Consider the following 19623-nt stretch of genomic DNA (forward strand, 5'->3'; position numbering starts at 1 on the left):
TATCTATTCGCCAACCGTAAATTGGAAACACCATGATTCAATACGCATTAAAATGTAGCCAAGGCCACAGCTTTGATAGCTGGTTCCAATCAGCCGCTGCGTTTGACAAGTTGGCAAACACCGGGTTGGTCACCTGCGCCGTTTGTGGTTGCGATCAGGTGGAAAAGGCGATCATGACACCGCGGGTTCGGCCTGCACGAGATACCGTTGCCAATACAACTCCGGCGCCGACGCCAGCGCCAGCAGATGAGATCAATATGGCAAAACCTTCGCCCGAGATCCAAGAAGTGTTGAGCGAACTGCGTCGCAAGGTCGAAGAAAACTCTGACTATGTAGGCAAGGATTTCGCCAGCGAGGCGCGCAAAATACATTTGGGTGATGCGCCCGAGCGCGCCATCTATGGTGAGGCACAGCCCGAAGAGGCGCAGTCACTGATTGAAGATGGCGTGCCCGTCGCGCCACTGCCGTTTGTCCCCAGCCGTAAGACCAACTGATAAATGCATATCGTTATTACTGGCGCGAACCGGGGGATCGGAAAAACCCTGGCGGATCAATACCGTGCCGCAGGCCAAGATGTGATAGGGACGTCGCGAGACGGTAGTGCCGACATCGTATTAGATGTCACGGATCCGGCCCATCACGCGGCGATGGCCGAGCAATTACAAGGTCGCCCGATCGATCTTCTGATCTGCAATGCGGGTGTGTATTTGGATAAAGGTCACGACCTTAACGGTTATCCTGCTGAGATGTGGGCGCAGAGCTTCGCCACCAATGTGACCGGCGTGTTCCTGACTGTTCAATCACTATTGCCGAACCTGCGTGCGGGGCGGGGACGAATTGCGATTGTCTCTTCTCAGATGGCATCACATACGCGCGCACCCGGTGGCAGCTATATCTATCGCGCTTCAAAAGCAGCGGTTCTGAATCTGGGTCGCAACCTTGCGTCGGATCTACAGGCAGATGGAATCGCGGTCGGAATCTATCATCCGGGTTGGGTGCAGACCGATATGGGCGGAACCAGCGCAGAGATCAGCGTAGATCAAGCGGCGGATGGCCTGATCGAGCGCTTTGCGGCGCTTTCGCTCGACACCACCGGTTGTTTTGAAACATGGGACGGTCGCGCGCACCCTTACTGAGTGTTCAAGGCCGCTTTGGGGAGTTCATAGACTTCTCCGGGCTCGATGAAAATTACCATAATGTCGCCGCGTGTTTCATATGTCAGATTCGATGTCGAACTGCTGGAATCAGGCACGCCCTTGGTAAAATAGATCCGCCGCACCTCGCCGGTGTTCAACTGTACCGCCAGCGTCGCGGTTCCATCTTCACGCTTGCGCAATTCGGCAGGACAGCTGGCCAGTGTGTCACCCGCCAAAGCCGCGCAAGGTACCGTGCCCAGTGAATTCTCACCGTCCGTTCCCGACAGGGTGGCCACTTGGGCATTGGCAGCGGTTGAGATCAGAGTCAGGGCAAGGGCAAAGCGGAACATGGAAATCCTCTTGGAATAAGATGTTGATGGAACGCTTACATCACGTGCGATCAAAGTAAAGCACTGCTGCGCAGACTTTGCCCACTTGCCCTTACGCCCCCCCTCGCATAAGACGCACGGGATCAGAAATTCAAGGCGCGGAGACTTTGGCCTCATGCCCGTACTCGTGATGAAATTCGGCGGCACGTCGGTCGCCAATCTGGACCGGATCCGCCGCGCTGCAAAACGGGTCGGTGTCGAGGTCGCCAAGGGCTATGACGTGATCGTCATCGTTTCGGCCATGTCGGGTAAAACCAACGAGCTGGTAGGTTGGGTCGATGAAATCTCGCCCCTCTATGATGCGCGAGAATACGATGCCGTTGTCTCTTCGGGTGAAAATGTTACCGCAGGCCTGATGGCGTTGACGCTGCAAGAAATGGAAATCCCGGCGCGCAGTTGGCAGGGCTGGCAGGTGCCTCTGATCACGAACGGCGCCCATTCGGCCGCCCGGATCGAAGAGATCCCGCCGGAGAACATTACTCAGAAGTTTGACGAAGGCATGCGTGTTGCGGTGGTGGCAGGCTTTCAGGGCATCAGCCCCGAAGGACGGATCACCACATTGGGCCGCGGTGGGTCTGATACCACCGCCGTTGCATTCGCTGCAGCGTTCGACGCCGAGCGCTGTGATATCTACACAGATGTGGACGGCGTCTACACCACCGACCCGCGCATCTGCGAGAAAGCGCGCAAACTGGATCGGATCTCGTTTGAGGAAATGCTCGAACTGGCCTCTCTTGGGGCCAAGGTGCTGCAGACCCGCTCGGTCGAGCTGGCGATGCGCTACAAGGTGAAACTGCGCGTTCTCTCAAGCTTTGAGGAACAATCCGACGAGGCTGGTACGCTGGTCGTCGACGAGGAGGAAATCATGGAATCCAATGTAGTCTCGGGCGTGGCCTATTCACGGGATGAGGCAAAGATGACCGTTGTCTCGGTTGCCGACCGTCCCGGAATCGCCTCGATCATCTTCACCGCACTCAGCGATGAAGGCATCAACGTTGACATGATCGTCCAGAACATCTCGGACGAAGGGCGTACCGACATGACGTTCTCCTGCCCGACCAATCAGGTTGCGCGGGCCGAAAAGGCCCTGCTGGCGATCAAGGAACAGGGTGAGCTGAACTATGCCGAACTGGTTGCTGACGAAGATGTCTGCAAGGTGTCGGTTGTGGGGATCGGCATGCGCTCGCAATCCGGTGTTGCGGCCAAGATGTTCAAGATTCTCTCGGATGAGGGGATCAACATAAAGGTCATTACAACCTCCGAGATAAAAATTTCCGTCCTGATCGACAGGAAATACATGGAACTTGCGGTTCAGGCACTGCATGATGCATTTGAACTGGACAAGGCGGCCTGAGTTTTCAGCCACGTGTCCCGTCTGAAACCGTAACGTGGGTGGGCCATGGCGGAAGGCACGGAAACAGAATCTCGCAAGCTGCTGGGGCGGCTGCGCGAAGAAATGGCCAGCGAGGCCGCCGGTCAGGAACGTCTTGACCGGATCACGCATCTGATCGCAGACAGTACCGAACGCGAAGTGTGCTCGATCTATCTGTTCCGCGATGAAGACACGCTGGAGCTTTGCGCCACAGAAGGTTTATCACCCGAAGCCGTGCACCAGACCCGGATGCGCATGGGTGAGGGGCTGGTTGGGCGCGTCGCCAAATACGGCAAGGTGGTCAATACCGCCGATGCGCCGTCAGCCAAGGGGTTTCGGTACATGCCGGAAACCGGCGAGGAACGGTATTCGTCGTTCCTGGGTGTTCCGGTGCAGCGTCTGGGGCAGAAGCTTGGCGTACTGGTTGTGCAGTCACGGGACGCGCGCGAGTTTTCAGCGGATGAGGTCTATGCGCTGGAAGTGGTCGCGATGGTTCTGGCTGAAATGGCCGAACTGGGCGCGTTCGTGGGCGAAGGCGCAGCCTTGTCACCGCTTCATCAGCAGTCGGTGCAATTGAACGGGGGACCTGCGCAGGAAGGGTCTGCAGAAGGTCATGTCTGGCTGCACGAGCCACGCGTTGTCGTCACCAACCCAATCGCTGAGGATCCGCATCGTGAGCGCGAGCGGCTGACCGAGGCAGTTGAAGAGCTACGCGTTGGCGTAGACAAGATGCTCGAGATTTCTCAGGGCGGCGACAAGGAGCAGTTGCAGGTTCTGGAAGCTTACCGGATGTTTGCCAACTCCAAGGGCTGGATGCGCCGGATGGAGGAAGACATCGCCCTTGGCCTCAGCGCCGAGGCGGCGGTTGAGAAAGAGCAATCCCAGGCCCGCGCCCGCATGGGGCAGGTCACCGATCCGTATTTGCGTGAACGGCTGGCAGATCTGGATGACCTCAGCAACCGGTTACTGCGGATTCTGACCGGTCAGGGCAATGGCAACGGGGCTGATCTACCGCCCGATCCTATTCTGATCGCCCGCAACATCGGCCCTGGAGACTTGCTGGAATATGGCCGATCGCTCAAAGGCATCGTGTTGGAAGAAGGCTCGGTTGGCAGCCATGCAACCATCGTGGCACGCGCTCTGGCGATCCCGCTGGTGGTGCATGTGGGCCGTATCACAACCGAAGCACTGAATGGTGATCACATTCTGGTTGATGGGGATAGCGGCGTTGTGCATCTGCGCCCTGAAGACACCGTGGTCAGTGCCTTCCGCGACAAGATCGCTATGGAGGCTAAGGCGCAGGAACGCTACGCGTCGATCCGCGAAACGCCGACAGTGACGCAGGATGGTGCGCGTATCAACATGGTGATGAACGCGGGTTTGATGGCTGATTTGCCATCACTGAATAACTCGGGTGCCGAAGGCGTGGGTCTGTTCCGCACCGAATTGCAATTCCTGATCCGCAATCAGATGCCGAAACGATCCGAGCTTGTAACGCAATACAAACGGGTCCTGGATGCGGCGGGCGAAAAGCGAGTGGTGTTCCGAACACTGGATATCGGGTCAGACAAGGTTCTGCCCTACATGAAGCACGTGGAAGAACCGAATCCGGCGCTGGGCTGGCGCGCGATTCGCGTCGGACTCGACAAACGCGGCGTGATGCGGATGCAGCTACAGGCGCTGATCCGTGCCGCCGATGGGCGACCCCTGACGGTCATGTTCCCGTTTGTCGCGCAGGCAGATGAATTCAGGGAAGCGCGCTGGGAGGTCAAGAAAACCATCGAACGTGAACGTCGGCTGGGTCACGTCTTGCCCGAAACACTCGAGGTTGGGGCGATGCTGGAAACGCCCTCGCTCGCCTTTGCGCCACAGAAGTTCTTTGACGAGGTGGGCTTTATCTCGATCGGTGGCAACGACTTGAAACAATTCTTCTTCGCCGCCGACCGCGAGAATGAGCTGGTGCGTCGTCGTTATGATACGTTGAACGTCAGCTTTCTGAGTTTTATCGAACGTATTGTGGAACGATGCGCGATTTCCGAAACTCCGCTTAGCTTCTGTGGTGAAGATGCCGGTCGCCCGGTCGAGGCGCTGTGCCTCGCTGCGATGGGTATTCGGACGCTGTCGATGCGCCCCGCTTCAATCGGGCCGGTCAAAAGCCTGATGCTGCGATCGAACCTTCAGGAAGTGCGCAAGATTATCGCCGATGCCCGCCATCGCGGCGAACAATCCGTGCGACCTGCGGTGATGGATTGGCTGCGGACACAATCCTGACCGGCCTTCTGCGATGTTGATTGTAAATCCGAGCTTGATTTTTGCGTTCGGGTTTCTTATTCAGCCGATGAATGTTAGCGATAACATGAATTATGACGCACATGCGTTAAGTCCCGGACTGAATCCTTGCCTAATCTGGCGGGGAAGTCGAAAGGAGCCTTGCAATGGTCTCACGCGTAATTCCGGTTGATCCGTTCGACCTTGTTTTGTTCGGCGCGACGGGCGATCTGGCGCAACGCAAGATCCTGCCGGGCCTGTATCACCGGTTCGAGGTCGGCCAGATGCCGGAGGATGCGCGCATCATCGGAACCGCCCGATCCGACATGGACAGCGATGGGTTCCGCGAACAGCTGCGTACTTCGATGCAAGAGTTTGCGCCAGGATTCAAAAAAGACACGCTTGATCGCTTTCTCTCTCGCGTCGATTATGTTCCGGTTGATGCACTGGGTGATGCGGGTTGGCCCGATTTGGCTAAGGCACTGCGTCCGGATGTGGTGCGCGCATTTTATTTGTCCGTCGGCCCAAGTCTCTTCTCAGGTATCGCACAACGTCTGAACGATAACGGACTGGCCACGCCGGACAGTCGTATCGTAGTCGAGAAACCTTTTGGTCACGATCTTGCATCAGCCAAAGCATTGAATGAGGGCCTGCGCGCCTGTTTCGAAGAGCATCAGATTTACCGTATCGACCATTATCTGGGTAAGGAAACCGTGCAGAACCTGATGGCCCTGCGCTTTGCCAACTCTCTATTCGAACCGCTCTGGAACGCCACCCATGTCGATCACGTCCAGATCACCGTGGCCGAAACCGTAGGCGTCGAAGGGCGCGGTGCTTATTACGATCAGTCCGGAGCAATGCGGGACATGATCCAGAACCATCTGGTTCAATTGCTGTGCCTGACGGCGATGGAGCCGCCTTCGAAATTCTCACCCAACGCTGTGCGCGATGAGAAGGTCAAAGTGATCGAAGCGCTGGAGCCGGTGGAACCCAAGGATATCGCTCGTGGCCAATACCGCACCGAAAAAGGGGGCGATGGGTACCTTGATCACGTTGGTAATCCTGCCAGCCGTACCGAAAGCTTTATTGCGCTCAAGGCCCATATTGGCAATTGGCGTTGGGCCGGAGTGCCATTCTATCTGCGCACGGGCAAGCGCCTGCGGGCGCGCGAATCCGAGATCGCGGTGTTTTTCCGCGACCCACCGCACACGATCTTCCCGAACGTTGGCCCTTTGCACGGCAACGTGTTGGTAATCCGCCTGCAACCGGACGAAGGCATCACGCTCCGCACCACCATCAAGGAACCGGGGCAGGGCGGGTTCCGCCTGTCCGATGTGGCGCTGGACATGAGCTTCGCCGACGCTTTGGGCGACGATGGCCAATCCCCTGACGCCTATGAGCGCCTGATCATGGATGTGATCCGAGGTGACCAGACCCTGTTTATGCGGGGTGACGAGGCCGAGGCCGCCTGGGCCTGGGTTGATCCCATCATTCACGGCTGGGAAGAGCGTGGCGACAAGCCCGCGAAATACGATCAGGGCAGCTCGGGGCCTGAAGAAGCATTGATGCTGATGCATCGTGACGGGCGTCGCTGGCGTCAGATCGGAGGATAATCATGGTCAACACAGTTATATCCGACGTCACCAAACGCATCATCGACCGCAGCGCTGACCTGCGCGGCCCGCATCTTGAGAGGATGGAACAGGCCCGGTCAAAAGGCCCAGCCCGCGCGCATCTGTCCTGCAGTGGGCAGGCCCATGCCTATGCGGGTGCTGGTGAGGACCAGGATTCCATGGCAACCGGCACTGCGGGAAACCTCGGCATCGTCACCGCCTATAACGATATGCTTTCAGCTCACCAGCCCTTCGAACGCTACCCCGGCCTGATCCGTGATGCGATCCGCGCAGCAGGCGGCACCGCGCAGGTTGCGGGCGGGGTTCCGGCAATGTGCGATGGCGTGACACAAGGTGAAGCGGGGATGGAACTGTCCCTGTTCTCGCGTGACGTGATCGCGTTGGCGACGGGCGTGTCGCTGAGCCACAATACTTATGACGCCGCCGTTTTTCTCGGTGTCTGCGACAAGATCGTACCCGGCCTAATCATCGGCGCACAAGCCTTCGGCCATCTGCCCGCCGTCTTCCTACCTGCAGGCCCGATGACAAGCGGCTTGCCAAACGACGAAAAGGCCAAGATTCGCCAGAAATTCGCTGCCGGAGAAGTGGGCCGCGAGGAACTTATGAAGGCCGAAATGGCCGCCTATCATGGCCCTGGAACCTGTACGTTTTACGGCACCGCGAACACCAACCAGATGCTGATGGAGTTCATGGGCCTGCACCTACCGGGCTCCAGCTTTATCAACCCCAACACGCCCCTGCGCGATGCGCTGACCGAAGAAGGTGCGCGTCGCGCCCTTTCCCTCAGTGCGTTGGGCAATCACTACACGCCCGTCTGCCAGATCCTTGATGAGCGTGCTTTCGTCAATGGCATCGTTGGCCTGATGGCCACCGGCGGTTCCACCAACCTACTGATCCACCTGATCGCCATGGCGCGTGCCGGTGGTATCGTGCTGGATTGGGAGGATTTTTCGGACATCTCCGCCGTCGTGCCTTTGGTCGCGCGAGTCTATCCCAACGGTCTGGCGGATGTGAACCATTTCCATGCCGCTGGTGGGTTGGGCTTTGCCATCGGTACTCTGTTGGAAGACGGCCTTCTACACCCCGACACGCTCACCGTCGCCGGTCAGGGCCTGCATAACTACACCAAGGAACCGAAACTGAAAGACGGCGAATTGATCTGGGAAGACGGCGCGGGCCACAGCCTGAACGAAAAAATCGTTCGCCCCGCCAACGATCCATTCCAGCCCACCGGTGGTCTGTCGCGCCTGACCGGCAATCTGGGCACGGGCGTCATGAAGGTCTCGGCGGTTGCGCCCGAACACCAAGTGGTCGAAGCACCCGTGCGTGTGTTCCACGACCAGAACGCCGTGAAAGCCGCGTTTAAGGCCGGAGAATTCACCGATGACGTTATCGTCGTCGTCCGCTTCCAAGGCCCCAAGGCCAATGGCATGCCCGAGCTCCACTCTCTGACGCCGATCTTGTCAATCCTGCAGGGCAGGGGGCAGAAAGTGGCTCTGGTCACTGATGGCCGGATGTCCGGTGCCTCTGGCAAGGTTCCCGCTGCCATCCATGTTTGCCCCGAGGCGCTGGACGGCGGAGCCATCGCCTATCTGCAGGACGGTGATTTTTTGCGCGTCGATGCGATCAAGGGCGAGTTGGAAATCCTGACCCCCGGAGTTCTCGACCGTGCACCTGCTACTGCAGACCTCACTGCAAACCAACACGGCGTTGGCCGTGACCTCTTCGGCGCCTTCCGCCAGAATGTCGGCTCAGCCGACACCGGCGCCAGCATTTTCGGAGTGTAACCCCATGTCCAAAACTCAACGCACCCGCGAGATCTGCGCGCTGGCCCCGATTGTCCCAGTCCTGGTCGTCGACGACGCGGCCCATGCGCGCCCTCTGGCAGAAGCTTTGGTCGCTGGTGGCCTCCCGGCGCTCGAAGTCACCCTGCGAACTCCAGCTGCGCTGGATGCGATCCGCGCAATGGCAGACGTCCCCGGCGGTGTTGTAGGTGCGGGTACACTCGTCACCCCCGAAGACGTCCGCGCCGCCAAAGATGCGGGGGCGCAGTTCGGTGTCTCACCGGGCGCAACCGATGCGTTGATCGCCGCCTGCGAAGCCGAAGACCTGCCCCTTTTGCCCGGCGCGGCCACCGCAAGCGAAGCTATGGCACTGCTGGAAAAGGGCTATGATATGCTGAAATTCTTCCCTGCCGAGGCCTCAGGCGGAGCGCCCGCTTTGAGAGCAATCGGAGCGCCACTTCCACAAATCACCTTCTGCCCCACGGGCGGTGTGTCGCCCTCAAACGCTCTCGATTACCTGTCTCTGTCGAATGTTGCCTGCGCAGGCGGCAGCTGGGTCGCGCCCAAACAAATGGTACAAACTGGCGACTGGGCTGGAATCGAAACACTTGCGCGCGAGGCCGCCAGTCTGGTGGATTGACGTCGCAGGGCGAAACGCTAGGGTAAGCCTCAATTCAAACAGGTTGCCCTCATGACAAACCAAATCTCCCTCGCGCAAGGGCGCGAGTATCTGGCCATCCCTGGCCCCTCGGTCATGCCAGACGCGGTGCTACAGGCGATGCACCGTCCGTCGCCCAATATCTATGACGGCGAATTGATTGAGATGATGCCCGCGCTGACGCATGACCTTAAACGCGTTGCCGGAACCCAGCACAACGTCGCCATCTACATCGCCAACGGCCACGGCACGTGGGAGGCCGCGCTCTCAAACGTGATCGCGCCCGGCGAAACCGTGCTGGCCCCGGCCTCGGGCCGCTTCACCCACGGTTGGGCCGAGATGGCCGAGGGGATCGGCGCCAAGGTCGAATTGATTGATTTCGGCATGTCCTCTCCCTGGAATCTCGAGCGCATCGCCGAAGCATTGCGCGCCGACTCCAGCCACAAAATCAAGGCCGTGCTTGCGGTTCACGTCGATACCTCCACATCGATCCGCAACGATATCCCAGCCCTGCGCGCCTTGCTCGACGACCTCGACCACCCCGCTTTGCTGATGGCCGACTGCATTGCATCCATGGGCTGCGATCGGTTCGAGATGGATGCCTGGGGTGTCGACGTCACGGTGACTGCCTGCCAAAAGGGGCTGATGACCCCGGCAGGCACCGGCTTCGTCTTCTTCAACGACAAAGCGCAAGCCAAACGCGCTTCAATGCCCCGCGTCTCGCAATATTGGGACTGGCAGCCGCGCGCGCATCCCGATCTGTTCTACCAGTATTTCAACGGCACCGCGCCAACACACCACCTCTACGGTCTGCGCGCCGCGCTCGACCTGATCCACAGCGAAGGGATCAAACAGGTCTGGGCCCGCCACGAACACCTGGCAAAGGCCATCTGGGCCGCCTGTGAAATCTGGGCGCAAGGTGGCGCGTTGCAATTCAATGTCGCCGATCCGGCCCATCGAAGCCACGCCGTCACTGCCCTCCGCCTGACTAAAGGGCGTGGCACGCCGCTGCGCAGCTATACCGAAACCCAACTGGGTCTGACGCTGGGCATCGGTCTGGGAATGGAAGACTGGGACGGCTGTTTCCGCCTTGGTCACATGGGCCACGTGAATGCCCAGATGGTCATGGCCATGCTGGGTGGCGTCGAAACGGCGATGGCCGCGCTCGACATTCCCCGCGGCAAAGGCGCGCTTGAAGCCGCCGCTGCCGCATTGGCAACCTAATACCCGATCCGCGTCGTCATCTGGCCAAAAATATCCTCGGGGGAATCGCGCTTCAGCGCGATGGGGGGCAGACAGCCCTCTAAACAGACCGGGCCTTCACCAAGGCCTTGGGCAAAGCAGCCTCGAATGCGACCATCTCTACCTCTCTCCCACAACTCACGCGAATACAACGGTTCTGGGGTGCCGCGAACGGCATGCGCACAAACACTCCCTGTTCCACCAGCGCGTCCAACACGGCCTTGGCAAACACCCCATCGCGCCCGCAATCAATCGCCACGAAATTCGTGGCTGATGGCAAAGGTTCCAACCCATTGGACCTTGCAATCTGCGCGATCCGATCCCGAGCGTCGGCGATCCGATCCTGAACCTGCGCCAGCCAATCGCTGTCCTCAAGCGCGGCCAAAGCCCCGGGTTGGGCAGCCCGGTTCATACCGAAATGGTTGCGCACTTTGTTGAAGGCGGAAATCAACCCGGGCGCACCGATGGCATAGCCAACCCGAGCCCCGGCCATCCCATAGACCTTGGAAAACGTCCGCATTCGGATGACCCGCGGATCATCAGCCGCAACAGGCGCGGCGGTGCCCTCCGGGGCGCATTCTACATACGCCTCGTCCAGAACCAGCACGCAGCCTTCTGGTAATGCTTCCATCGCGGCCACGATATCCGCGCCGGAATGCCAAGTGCCCATCGGGTTGTCAGGGTTGGCCAGATAGACCAGCTTTGCGTTCACCTCTGCTGCTTTGGCAAACAACGCCTCCGGGTCCTCGTGATCGTCGCGATAGGGAATCTTGTGCAAATCCCCTCCGAACCCCGCCACATGGTAGTTAAAGGTGGGATACGCCCCGTCCGACGTCACAACCGCATCTCCATGCCCGACCAACAGCCGAACCAGATAGCCCAGCAAGCCATCAATGCCTTCGCCGACAACGATATTCTCTGGCGCTACCCCATGATACGCGGCCAGCGCGTGGCGCAATTCGTAATTCTCAGGATCGCCATACATCCATATCTCATCCGCCGCCCGCTGCATCGCCTCTATGGCGCGCGGCGAGGGGCCAAACACGCTCTCATTTGCACCGATCCGGGCGATAAAGGGCGCGCCACGCTGACGCTCCTGCGTTTCGGGGCCGACAAATGGCACGGTTGCGGGCAGGGATTGGGCAAGCGGGGTGTAACGAGGACCGGTCATGGCGGCAGATAAGCGCAACCGCCGCAGTGGGGCAAGCCTTGCACGCTGATGCAATCACAGTCAGTGTGCCCGCAACCGCAGTTCGGAGGCGTCATGCGTTATATACTGGCACTTGTTCTTATCGGTCTTGCCTATCTCGTGTTCTGGCCGGTCCCGGTTGACCCAGTGGCCTACGAGCCACCCGAACCGCCCGGATTCACGGGCGATTTTGCCGAAAACAACTATCTCGACACAGCGCAGTTGATCTCGCTACCGGCGGGGGAGATTGGCCCAGAAGACATCGCAGTGATGCCAGACGGCGCGGTTTATACCACCGGCCAATCCGGCACCCTCTATCGCATCGACGGTGATCAGCCGGCCGAGGTCGATCAACTTGGCGGCCGCCCCCTGGGTCTGCGGGCGGGACCAGATGGCGCGCTTTATATCGCCGACAGCTTTCGAGGGCTGATGCGCTGGGTCGGGCCCGGAACGCTGGAAACACTGGTCTCCGAGATCGATGGCGCGCCTATCATCTATGCCAACAACCTCGACGTGGCAAAGGACGGCACGGTCTATTTCTCGAACTCCTCAAACCGGTTCGATCCTGAAACCATGGGCGGCACCAAACCCACCTCGGTCATGACGATCTGGGAGCAATCGCCAACCGGCTATGTGGCACGTTATTCGTCTGACGGCAGTGTCGAAAAGATCGCCGAAGGGTTCGTCTACACCAACGGCATTGCTCTTTCACCGGATGAAGATTTCCTGCTGATTGCCGAGACGGGTCGGGCAAGGGTGCACAAGCTGTGGCTGGCCGGCCCCAAAGCCGGAGCACAAGAGGTTCTTTTGGATAACCTGCCGGGTTATCCGGACAACATCAAAGCGCAAGGTGACGGCACCTATTGGATGGCATTCGCCAGCCCGCGCGTGCCCGCGGAAAAGCTGATGCCCTATCCCTTCCTACGCAAGGTGATCTGGCGGTTGGGACCCAAGGTGCGCCCCGCGCCGATCCACCGCGGTATGCTGGTGCAGTTTGATGGTGACGGAACCATCCTGCGTACGCTGCAAGACCCCCAAGGGCGGCTGGGCATCACCACTGCGGGCCAGGCGGCTGGCGACCAGTTCTATGTAATGACACTGGACTCTCCTTGGTTTGGTCGGATGCCGATCGCCGATTTGCCCTGACGTCGTTGTAGCGCTGCTTGCCTCTTACTGGCATGCTTGACGCAACAAAGAACGCACCGGAGGTCCCATGTCCCGCGTATCCGTCGAATACAAAGATCACATCGCCCATGTCACGCTGACTCGCGGCGACAATATGAACGCTTTGGACGATGCGATGATCAAGGCGATCCTCTCGGCGGGGCAAGAGGTCGCCGCCGCCGATATCCGGGCGGTGGTGCTGTCGGGAGAGGGCAAAAGCTTCTGCGCCGGGCTCGATATGGCCAGCTTTGCCAGCATGGCCCAAACAGACCCGACCGAATGGCTGATGACCCGCAGCCACGAAGATGCCAATGAGCTCCAGGAGATTGCCCTGATCTGGCGGCGTGTCCCGGTCCCGGTAATCTGCGCCATTCAGGGCGTTGCCTATGGTGGTGGCCTGCAGATCGCGCTGGGTGCGGATATCCGCATCGCGCACCCCGAGGCCAAGCTGTCGGTGATGGAGATGAAATGGGGTCTCATTCCTGACATGGGTGGGATGGTGCTGCTGCCTGAGCTTGTTCGTTCGGACGTTCTGCGCCTTCTGACCTATACCGCCCGTCCGATCGGTGCGCCGCAGGCCGCAGACTGGGGGCTGGTGACGAAACTCTCGGATGATCCGCTGACCGAGGCACTTGCGCTGGCCGAGGATATCACGGGCAAAAGCCCCTCGGCCATCCGTGCCGCCAAGCGTCTGATCGATGTGGCCGAAACCCGAGACCGCGCACATGTGCTGATGGCCGAATCCTCTGAGCAGGTCGACCTGATTGGAAAGCCAGATCAGATGGAGGTTGTCATGGCGCAGATGCAGGGCCGCAAGCCCGAGTTCAAGTAGTCACCGCATAAAACTGCGTCGCGCATCGCGGGCCATATTGTATCTCATCTCCAGATCGGCGATGCGGGACATCGCCGACTTGCGCTCTTCGGGATCCGTCAGAACAGCGTAATCCTTGCGTGCCGCGTCGAGCTGTTTCTTGATGTTGAACTCTTCCGGCAGAACCCCGGCCTGCGCCATGATCCGGTGACCAGCGGCAATGGCAGGATCACCTTGCGCCTCACTTGAACGGTCAGGAAGCGGCGCACCTTCGCCTTCAAGCCCCTGTAACTGACCCTCGGCCTGTGCCTTCTTAATCTGGCGTTCCACCAGTTTTCCAAGCGATCCGAACATGTCTGTATTCTACTGCCTGTTACGGTCCGGCGAAAGGGATTACCGCACTCTGTTTGTCACGACATACGCTATTCCGCCGGCCAAAAGCCCCCAGACCGCCGCACCCAATCCAAAGACCGTGATGCCAGAGGCGGTGATGACCAAGGTCAGAATTGCCGCCTCGCGTTCGGTAGGGATATCCAACGCGGCATGCATGGCGTTGGCCATGACCCCGATCAGAGCAACCCCTGCCAGAGTACCCATCAGCAATGGGTTGGCATGGGCAGCAAAGCTTGTGATTGCCACCGCAAAGACGCCGAACAGGCAGTAAAACACACCCCCCATTACGGCGGACCAATAGCGCTGCGCCGGGTCAGGATGGCTGTCCTCATTGGAACACATCGCCGCGGTGATCGCAGCCAGACAGGTTGCGGGCGCTCCAAAGGGGGCCGAGAGCATGCTTGCGCCACCGACGGATGAAAACAACCGGCCGGGAACTGGATCGAAGCCAAAGCTGCGCATCACAGCGACGCCGGGAATGTTCTGTGTCGCCATCGTGACGATAAACAGCGGTACGCCGATTCCGATGGCAGATGCGACCGAGAACGTGGGCATGGTCCAGACCGGAGCAGCGATCAGACGATCTGGCATCAATTGAGCATCTCCGGCGTTCAGCGATACAATGATAGCCGCCGCGACCACAGCTGCCGGAACCGCGATCAACCGATTGAAACGGCCTGCAATAAACCATGTTATGATCACCGGCAACGCCTGCCATGGGATCTCGACCGCCGCTTTGAATGGTACAAGGCAAAGCGGCAAGAGCACGCCTGCCAGCATCGCTTGCGCCAGAGTGATTGGGATTGCTGCAGCCAACCGACCAAGCGGTTTCCACAGCCCTGCCAGAACGGTCAGGGCTCCGGCGCAAAGGAATGCGCCGATTGCGCCTGAAAACCCTTCGGTCGGTGTAGCAGACACAGCCAGCAGCGCGACACCTGGCGTGGACCAGGCAACGCTGATTGGTAGCTTGTGAAACAGGCTCAACACAATGGCGGCCAGCCCCATAGCGATGGCTGCACTCATCAGGCCCGAGGCGGCTTCCTGCGATGAGGCTCCCATCGCGTTCAGCCCCTGCAACACAATTGGGAATGAGCTGAAGAACCCGACGATGGCCACGACCAGCCCGGTCGAAACGGTCTGCATTGGGGGAAATGCGCGTGTCATCCTGTCCTCGGCTATAACCACCCGCACTTGCTAACAATCACAAGCTGCTGCGAACAAGGTGAAATACGTCATTGCACAGTAAAAACCCGCCGGGAGAACGGCGGGCTTTTGAACTTTGAGTGCTTATGAAAAGTAGAGGATCAGGCGATCTCGGCCAGACGTGCAAGCGCCTCGTTCAGCTTGGCTTCTTCTTCCTCACGGGCTGCAAGATTCGCTTTGGCTTCAGCAACAACCTCTTCCGGGGCCGAAGCCACGAATTTGGGGTTGTTCAGTCGCCCGCGCAGACCACCAAGTTCTTTTGCGAGCTTGCCCATGGCTTTCTCCAGCCGTTCCTTTTCCGCGCCGATATCGATGATGTCCGCCAGCGGCAGGCCAAAGCTCGCACCTGGGGCGGCAATCGAGATGGTCCCCTTGGGCAATTCATCGGCCTTGGTCAGGCTGTCGATCCGCGCAAGACGCTTGATCAGCGCTTCATTGCGGTCCCATGCAGCCTGCCCGTGGGCGTCGATCTCGGTCACCAGCATAGGGACATAAAGGCCGGCAGGAACACGCATCTGCGCGCGGGCTGAGCGGGTGTTTTCGATCACCGAGATCACCCAGTTCATCTCACGATCCGCATCGGCATCCACCAAGTCAGCGGCGGAATAGCTCGGCCAGTCGGCGTGAACGACCATCTTGGCGCGGCTGCCTGTCAGGCCCCACAGCTCTTCGGTGATGAAGGGCATGATCGGATGGAGCAGGACCATGCACTGATCCAGAACCCAACGCATGGTGACGCGGGTTTCGGCCTGCGCTTCTGCATCGTCGCCTTGCAGCAGCGGCTTGGACAACTCCACATACCAGTCGCAGACCTTGCCCCAGACAAAGGCATAAAGCCCGTTCGCCGCGTCGTTGAAGCGATAGCTTTCCAGCGCCGCGTCGACCTCTTCCCGTACGCGTGCGGTTTCGCCAATGATCCAGCGGTTTACGGCGGCTTTGGGTTTCAGATCAGCCACATCCAGTTGCGGGACGCTGTCGGTGAAGACCTCGTTCATCTCGGCAAAGCGGACGGCATTCCAAAGCTTGGTGCCGAAGTTGCGATAACCGGTGATGCGCTCGCGCGACAGTTTCAACACGCCGCCGATTGCCGCCATCGAGGCGTTGGTAAAGCGCAGCGCGTCTGCACCGAATTCGTCCACGATCTCCAGCGGGTCGATGACGTTGCCGGTGGTTTTCGACATCTTCTTGCCCTTCTCGTCGCGGACGAGTTGGTGCAGGTAAACGGTGTGGAACGGGATTTGATCGACCACGGCCAGTTGCATCATCATCATCCGGGCGACCCAGAAGAACAGGATGTCGAAGCCGGTGATCAGAACATCCGTGGGGAAGTAGCGCTCCAGCTCCTCGGTCTGCTCGGGCCAGCCCAGCGTGCCGATGGGCCAGAGGCCGGAGGAGAACCAGGTGTCGAGGACGTCGGGATCGCGCCAGACCGGATACGCCAATTTGGTCGGGTCCTGTTCGACTGCGTACTGAGCAAGGCTTTCAGCGAATTGATGGATGGCCGCATGCTTGTCGGCGACCTCAATAACGGTCGCATGGCTCAGCGGGCTTGGGATATTGGCATTGTCGTCCAGGAATTTATCGACAACGGCGTCAAAGTTGGGTGCACATTCCATGACGTTGCCACGGTGGAGCATGCCGCCTTCGTTCAGCAGTCGTCCCAATTCGACTAGATCAAGGTCGCCGTCGTTTTCGTCGTCCTTGAAGTTCTCAGCCGATAGATCAAGGCCATACCAAACCGGAATCTGGTGCCCCCACCAGAGCTGGCGAGAGATGCACCACGGTTCGATATTTTCCAACCAATGGTAATACGTCTTTTCACCGGACTCGGGGATGATCTTGACGGTGCCGTCCTTGACCGCATCCAGTGCAGGGCCAACGACCTTTTCAGCATCGACGAACCACTGATCGGTCAGCATCGGCTCGATCACGACTTTTGAGCGGTCGCCGAATGGCTGCATGATTGGTTTGGATTCGACCAGCGGAACGGTTTTGTCCGCGCCTTCGTGGTCCGGCTTTAGCGCGGTCGATCCCAGACGCGGGTCATCAGCACGGGTCATGACAGCCAGACCTTCGCTGGTGATCTCGTCGATCACTTTGGCGCGCGCCTCGAACCGGTCCAATCCGCGCAGGTGGTCGGGAACAAGGTTGATCGCGTCGATCTCACCTTCGGTAAAGGACTGACCGCGTGCGTATTGACCGGCTTTGTACGCCTCGTTCGCGTAAGGTGCGCCATCGGCCCGCATGTGCCCGCTTGTATCCATCAGGCGATACAGCGGTATGCCACCACGTTTGGCGACCTGATAGTCGTTGAAGTCGTGCGCCCCAGTGATCTTCACCGCACCCGAACCGAAATCGGGATCGGGGTATTCATCGGTGATGATCGGGATCTGACGGCGATGCTCTTTCGGACCAACCGGGATTTCGCAAAGCTTGCCGACGATGGGGGCGTACCGTTCGTCCGAGGGATGAACCGCAACCGCGCCATCACCCAGCATGGTTTCAGGGCGGGTTGTCGCGATCGAGATGTAATCGCGCTCTTCCTCAAGCACTATGTTCCCGTCTTCGTCCTTCTCGACGTAAGTGTATGTCTCGCCCCCGGCCAGCGGGTACTTGAAGTGCCACATGTGGCCCGCGACTTCGATATTCTCGACTTCGAGGTCCGAAATCGCGGTCTCGAAATGTGGATCCCAGTTGACCAGCCGCTTACCGCGATAGATCAGACCTTTTTCGTACATCTCGACGAAGACCTTGATGACCGCGTCGTGAAAATTCGCAGAATTTTCGTGTCCGGAACGCGGATCGCGCGGCGCGCCAGCCATGGTGAAAGCATTGCGCGACCAATCACAGGACGACCCCAGTCGTTTCAACTGTTCGATGATCGTGCCGCCGTACTCGCCTTTCCATTCCCAGACCTTGTCCAGAAACGCCTCACGCCCCAGTTCGCGCCGACTAGGTTGCTGAGTGGCCGCCAACATCTTCTCGACCTGCATCTGCGTAGCGATACCGGCGTGGTCCTGCCCGGGCTGCCACAGCGTATCAAAGCCGCGCATCCGGTGCCAACGGGTCAGAATATCCTGCAGCGTGTTGTTGAACGCATGGCCCACATGCAAGGCCCCCGTCACGTTGGGCGGCGGGATCATGATGGTAAAGCTCTCATCGCGCGATTTATTCGCGCCTGCCTTGAAGGCTCCGGCCTGTTCCCAGGCCTGATAGATGCGGGCCTCGGCCTCGGCCGCGTTGAATGTCTTTTCCATCGCCATGGGATGCGTCCTGCGTCAACAAATTCGGGTCAGCGCCTGCAATAGCGAATGGACGCGGGAAGGGGAAGGCCCTGCGCGGCAGTCGGGCCCGTCTCAGCCCGGATTCGATGGGGCCTGATCGTAAAGCTGCAGTTTCTCGCTTGCCCCCTGGGCCATCGCTTTGGCCTGATCGGCGCGAATGTGCGCGTGAAGGTCCAGAGCGTCTTGCGCAAACAATTCCTTCGGCGCCGGGATGTGAATGAAATTCCCCACCCGGTCTTCGCCGCGCGCCAGAATGGCGTAGTCACGGTCGGCGACCTTTTGCTGCGCGTTGGGGTTGAGATAGCGGATGGCCAGACCGATCCGACGATCATCCGACGCGTTTGGACCTGATCCGTGGATCGTCAGCCCGTGATGCAGTGACATCTGACCGGTCTGTAGCTCGATATGCGTCTTGTCCTCATCTGCAACGTCCACTGCAACTTCCTGCCCACGCGACAGCAGGTTGTTGTCGGAAAACGTATCATTATGCGGCAGGATCGGATTCTTGTGGCTGGCTTTCACGAAATCCATGCAGCCGCTTTCAACCGTTGCCGGAGACAGTGCAATCCATGCGGTCAACTGGTCCGAGGTTTCGCCCATGCCCCAATAGGTTAGATCCTGATGCATGCCCACCACCTGCGTCGTACGCGGTTCCTTGATGAACAGTTCAGCCGACCACAGCAGCAGATCGGGACCCAGCACACCTTCGACCACGTCCAGAACGCGCGGGTCCAGAGCAATGCGCGTGGCCAGAGGCATCACCACATGCGCGTTGATGCGTTTGTACATGTTCAATGGCAGTGGCAGGTCCGCCTCGCGCCAATTGGCTTCGACATCTTCCAACTCGGCACGGAACCCAGCGGCTTCTGCGGCAGAGAACACGGGGATCGGAAAGATAAACCCCTCATCCCAATAGGCCTCGACAGCTTGGCTCTTCAATCGGCCATTCGTCAGCTTGATTTCTGTGGTCACGGGAACCTCCGCAAGACTGAATATGGGTTCAGCCTAGGCTCCAGACTCATTGATTTACAGCCAGAACAGCACGGTAGCTGCTAGAGCGATAGCCGAGAGGAATACCTTTGGGCATCTGTCATAT

16 protein-coding genes are annotated in these 19623 nt (G+C 59.3%); 10 read left to right on the plus strand and 6 right to left on the minus strand.

Going from position 1 to position 19623, the window contains the following annotated elements:
* The first annotated feature begins 32 nt into the window (after positions 1-32).
* Positions 33-494 (plus strand): DUF1178 family protein, encoded by a 462-nt coding sequence (locus ACR0MQ_RS20800; protein ID WP_010441691.1) that lies wholly within the window; start codon positions 33-35, stop codon positions 492-494.
* 3 nt (positions 495-497) lie between these two features.
* Positions 498-1136 (plus strand): SDR family NAD(P)-dependent oxidoreductase, encoded by a 639-nt coding sequence (locus ACR0MQ_RS20805; RefSeq protein WP_170772732.1) that lies wholly within the window; start codon positions 498-500, stop codon positions 1134-1136.
* On the opposite strand, the gene ACR0MQ_RS20810 is transcribed toward ACR0MQ_RS20805, so the two are convergent.
* On the minus strand, positions 1130-1486 hold the full coding sequence (locus tag ACR0MQ_RS20810) for a hypothetical protein (protein ID WP_010441693.1): 357 nt from the start codon (positions 1484-1486) through the stop codon (positions 1130-1132). The genes ACR0MQ_RS20805 and ACR0MQ_RS20810 overlap by 7 nt on opposite strands.
* A gap of 154 nt (positions 1487-1640) precedes the next feature.
* Here ACR0MQ_RS20810 and ACR0MQ_RS20815 point away from each other — a divergent pair, with 154 nt between their 5' ends.
* From ACR0MQ_RS20815 to ACR0MQ_RS20840, 6 genes are all read left to right on the plus strand, one after another.
* Positions 1641-2879 carry an aspartate kinase gene (locus ACR0MQ_RS20815; protein ID WP_010441694.1) on the plus strand — a complete coding sequence of 413 codons (1239 nt, stop codon included), beginning with the start codon at positions 1641-1643 and terminating at the stop codon, positions 2877-2879.
* A gap of 45 nt (positions 2880-2924) precedes the next feature.
* Entirely contained in the window at positions 2925-5168 is a 2244-nt protein-coding gene (gene ptsP / locus ACR0MQ_RS20820) for a phosphoenolpyruvate--protein phosphotransferase (RefSeq protein WP_010441695.1), read from the plus strand.
* 164 nt (positions 5169-5332) lie between these two features.
* A complete protein-coding gene (gene zwf / locus ACR0MQ_RS20825) occupies positions 5333-6778 on the plus strand; it encodes a glucose-6-phosphate dehydrogenase (protein WP_170772730.1) in 1446 nt (481 codons plus the stop codon).
* Positions 6779-6780: 2 nt separating this feature from the next.
* Positions 6781-8586 carry a phosphogluconate dehydratase gene (gene edd / locus ACR0MQ_RS20830; protein WP_480610550.1) on the plus strand — a complete coding sequence of 602 codons (1806 nt, stop codon included), beginning with the start codon at positions 6781-6783 and terminating at the stop codon, positions 8584-8586.
* A gap of 4 nt (positions 8587-8590) precedes the next feature.
* Complete coding sequence (locus ACR0MQ_RS20835; RefSeq protein ID WP_170772728.1) at positions 8591-9223, plus strand: bifunctional 4-hydroxy-2-oxoglutarate aldolase/2-dehydro-3-deoxy-phosphogluconate aldolase; 633 nt, start codon at positions 8591-8593, stop codon at positions 9221-9223.
* A gap of 51 nt (positions 9224-9274) precedes the next feature.
* Positions 9275-10465 (plus strand): pyridoxal-phosphate-dependent aminotransferase family protein, encoded by a 1191-nt coding sequence (locus tag ACR0MQ_RS20840; RefSeq protein WP_480610553.1) that lies wholly within the window; start codon positions 9275-9277, stop codon positions 10463-10465.
* Positions 10466-10544: 79 nt separating this feature from the next.
* Here ACR0MQ_RS20840 and ACR0MQ_RS20845 read toward each other — a convergent pair whose 3' ends face one another.
* Entirely contained in the window at positions 10545-11654 is a 1110-nt protein-coding gene (locus tag ACR0MQ_RS20845; RefSeq protein WP_170772725.1) for a pyridoxal phosphate-dependent aminotransferase, read from the minus strand.
* 93 nt (positions 11655-11747) lie between these two features.
* On the opposite strand from ACR0MQ_RS20845, the gene ACR0MQ_RS20850 reads away from it, so the two are divergent.
* A complete protein-coding gene (locus ACR0MQ_RS20850) occupies positions 11748-12818 on the plus strand; it encodes an SMP-30/gluconolactonase/LRE family protein (RefSeq protein ID WP_480610556.1) in 1071 nt (356 codons plus the stop codon).
* A gap of 67 nt (positions 12819-12885) precedes the next feature.
* A complete protein-coding gene (locus ACR0MQ_RS20855) occupies positions 12886-13668 on the plus strand; it encodes a crotonase/enoyl-CoA hydratase family protein (RefSeq protein ID WP_480610559.1) in 783 nt (260 codons plus the stop codon).
* Here ACR0MQ_RS20855 and ACR0MQ_RS20860 read toward each other — a convergent pair whose 3' ends face one another.
* The 4 genes from ACR0MQ_RS20860 to ACR0MQ_RS20875 form a co-directional block, all read right to left on the minus strand.
* Positions 13669-14001: a DnaJ family domain-containing protein gene (locus ACR0MQ_RS20860; protein WP_170772719.1), complete on the minus strand. Its 333-nt coding sequence runs from the start codon at positions 13999-14001 to the stop codon at positions 13669-13671. It lies immediately after the preceding gene.
* Positions 14002-14040: 39 nt separating this feature from the next.
* Complete coding sequence (locus tag ACR0MQ_RS20865) at positions 14041-15204, minus strand: benzoate/H(+) symporter BenE family transporter (RefSeq protein WP_480610562.1); 1164 nt, start codon at positions 15202-15204, stop codon at positions 14041-14043.
* Positions 15205-15344: 140 nt separating this feature from the next.
* Positions 15345-18506 carry a valine--tRNA ligase gene (locus ACR0MQ_RS20870; protein WP_480610565.1) on the minus strand — a complete coding sequence of 1054 codons (3162 nt, stop codon included), beginning with the start codon at positions 18504-18506 and terminating at the stop codon, positions 15345-15347.
* Positions 18507-18599: 93 nt separating this feature from the next.
* Entirely contained in the window at positions 18600-19499 is a 900-nt protein-coding gene (locus tag ACR0MQ_RS20875) for a phytanoyl-CoA dioxygenase family protein (RefSeq protein WP_480599368.1), read from the minus strand.
* Positions 19500-19623: the final 124 nt, after the last annotated feature.

This window comes from Ruegeria sp. AN6 (assembly GCF_056540425.1).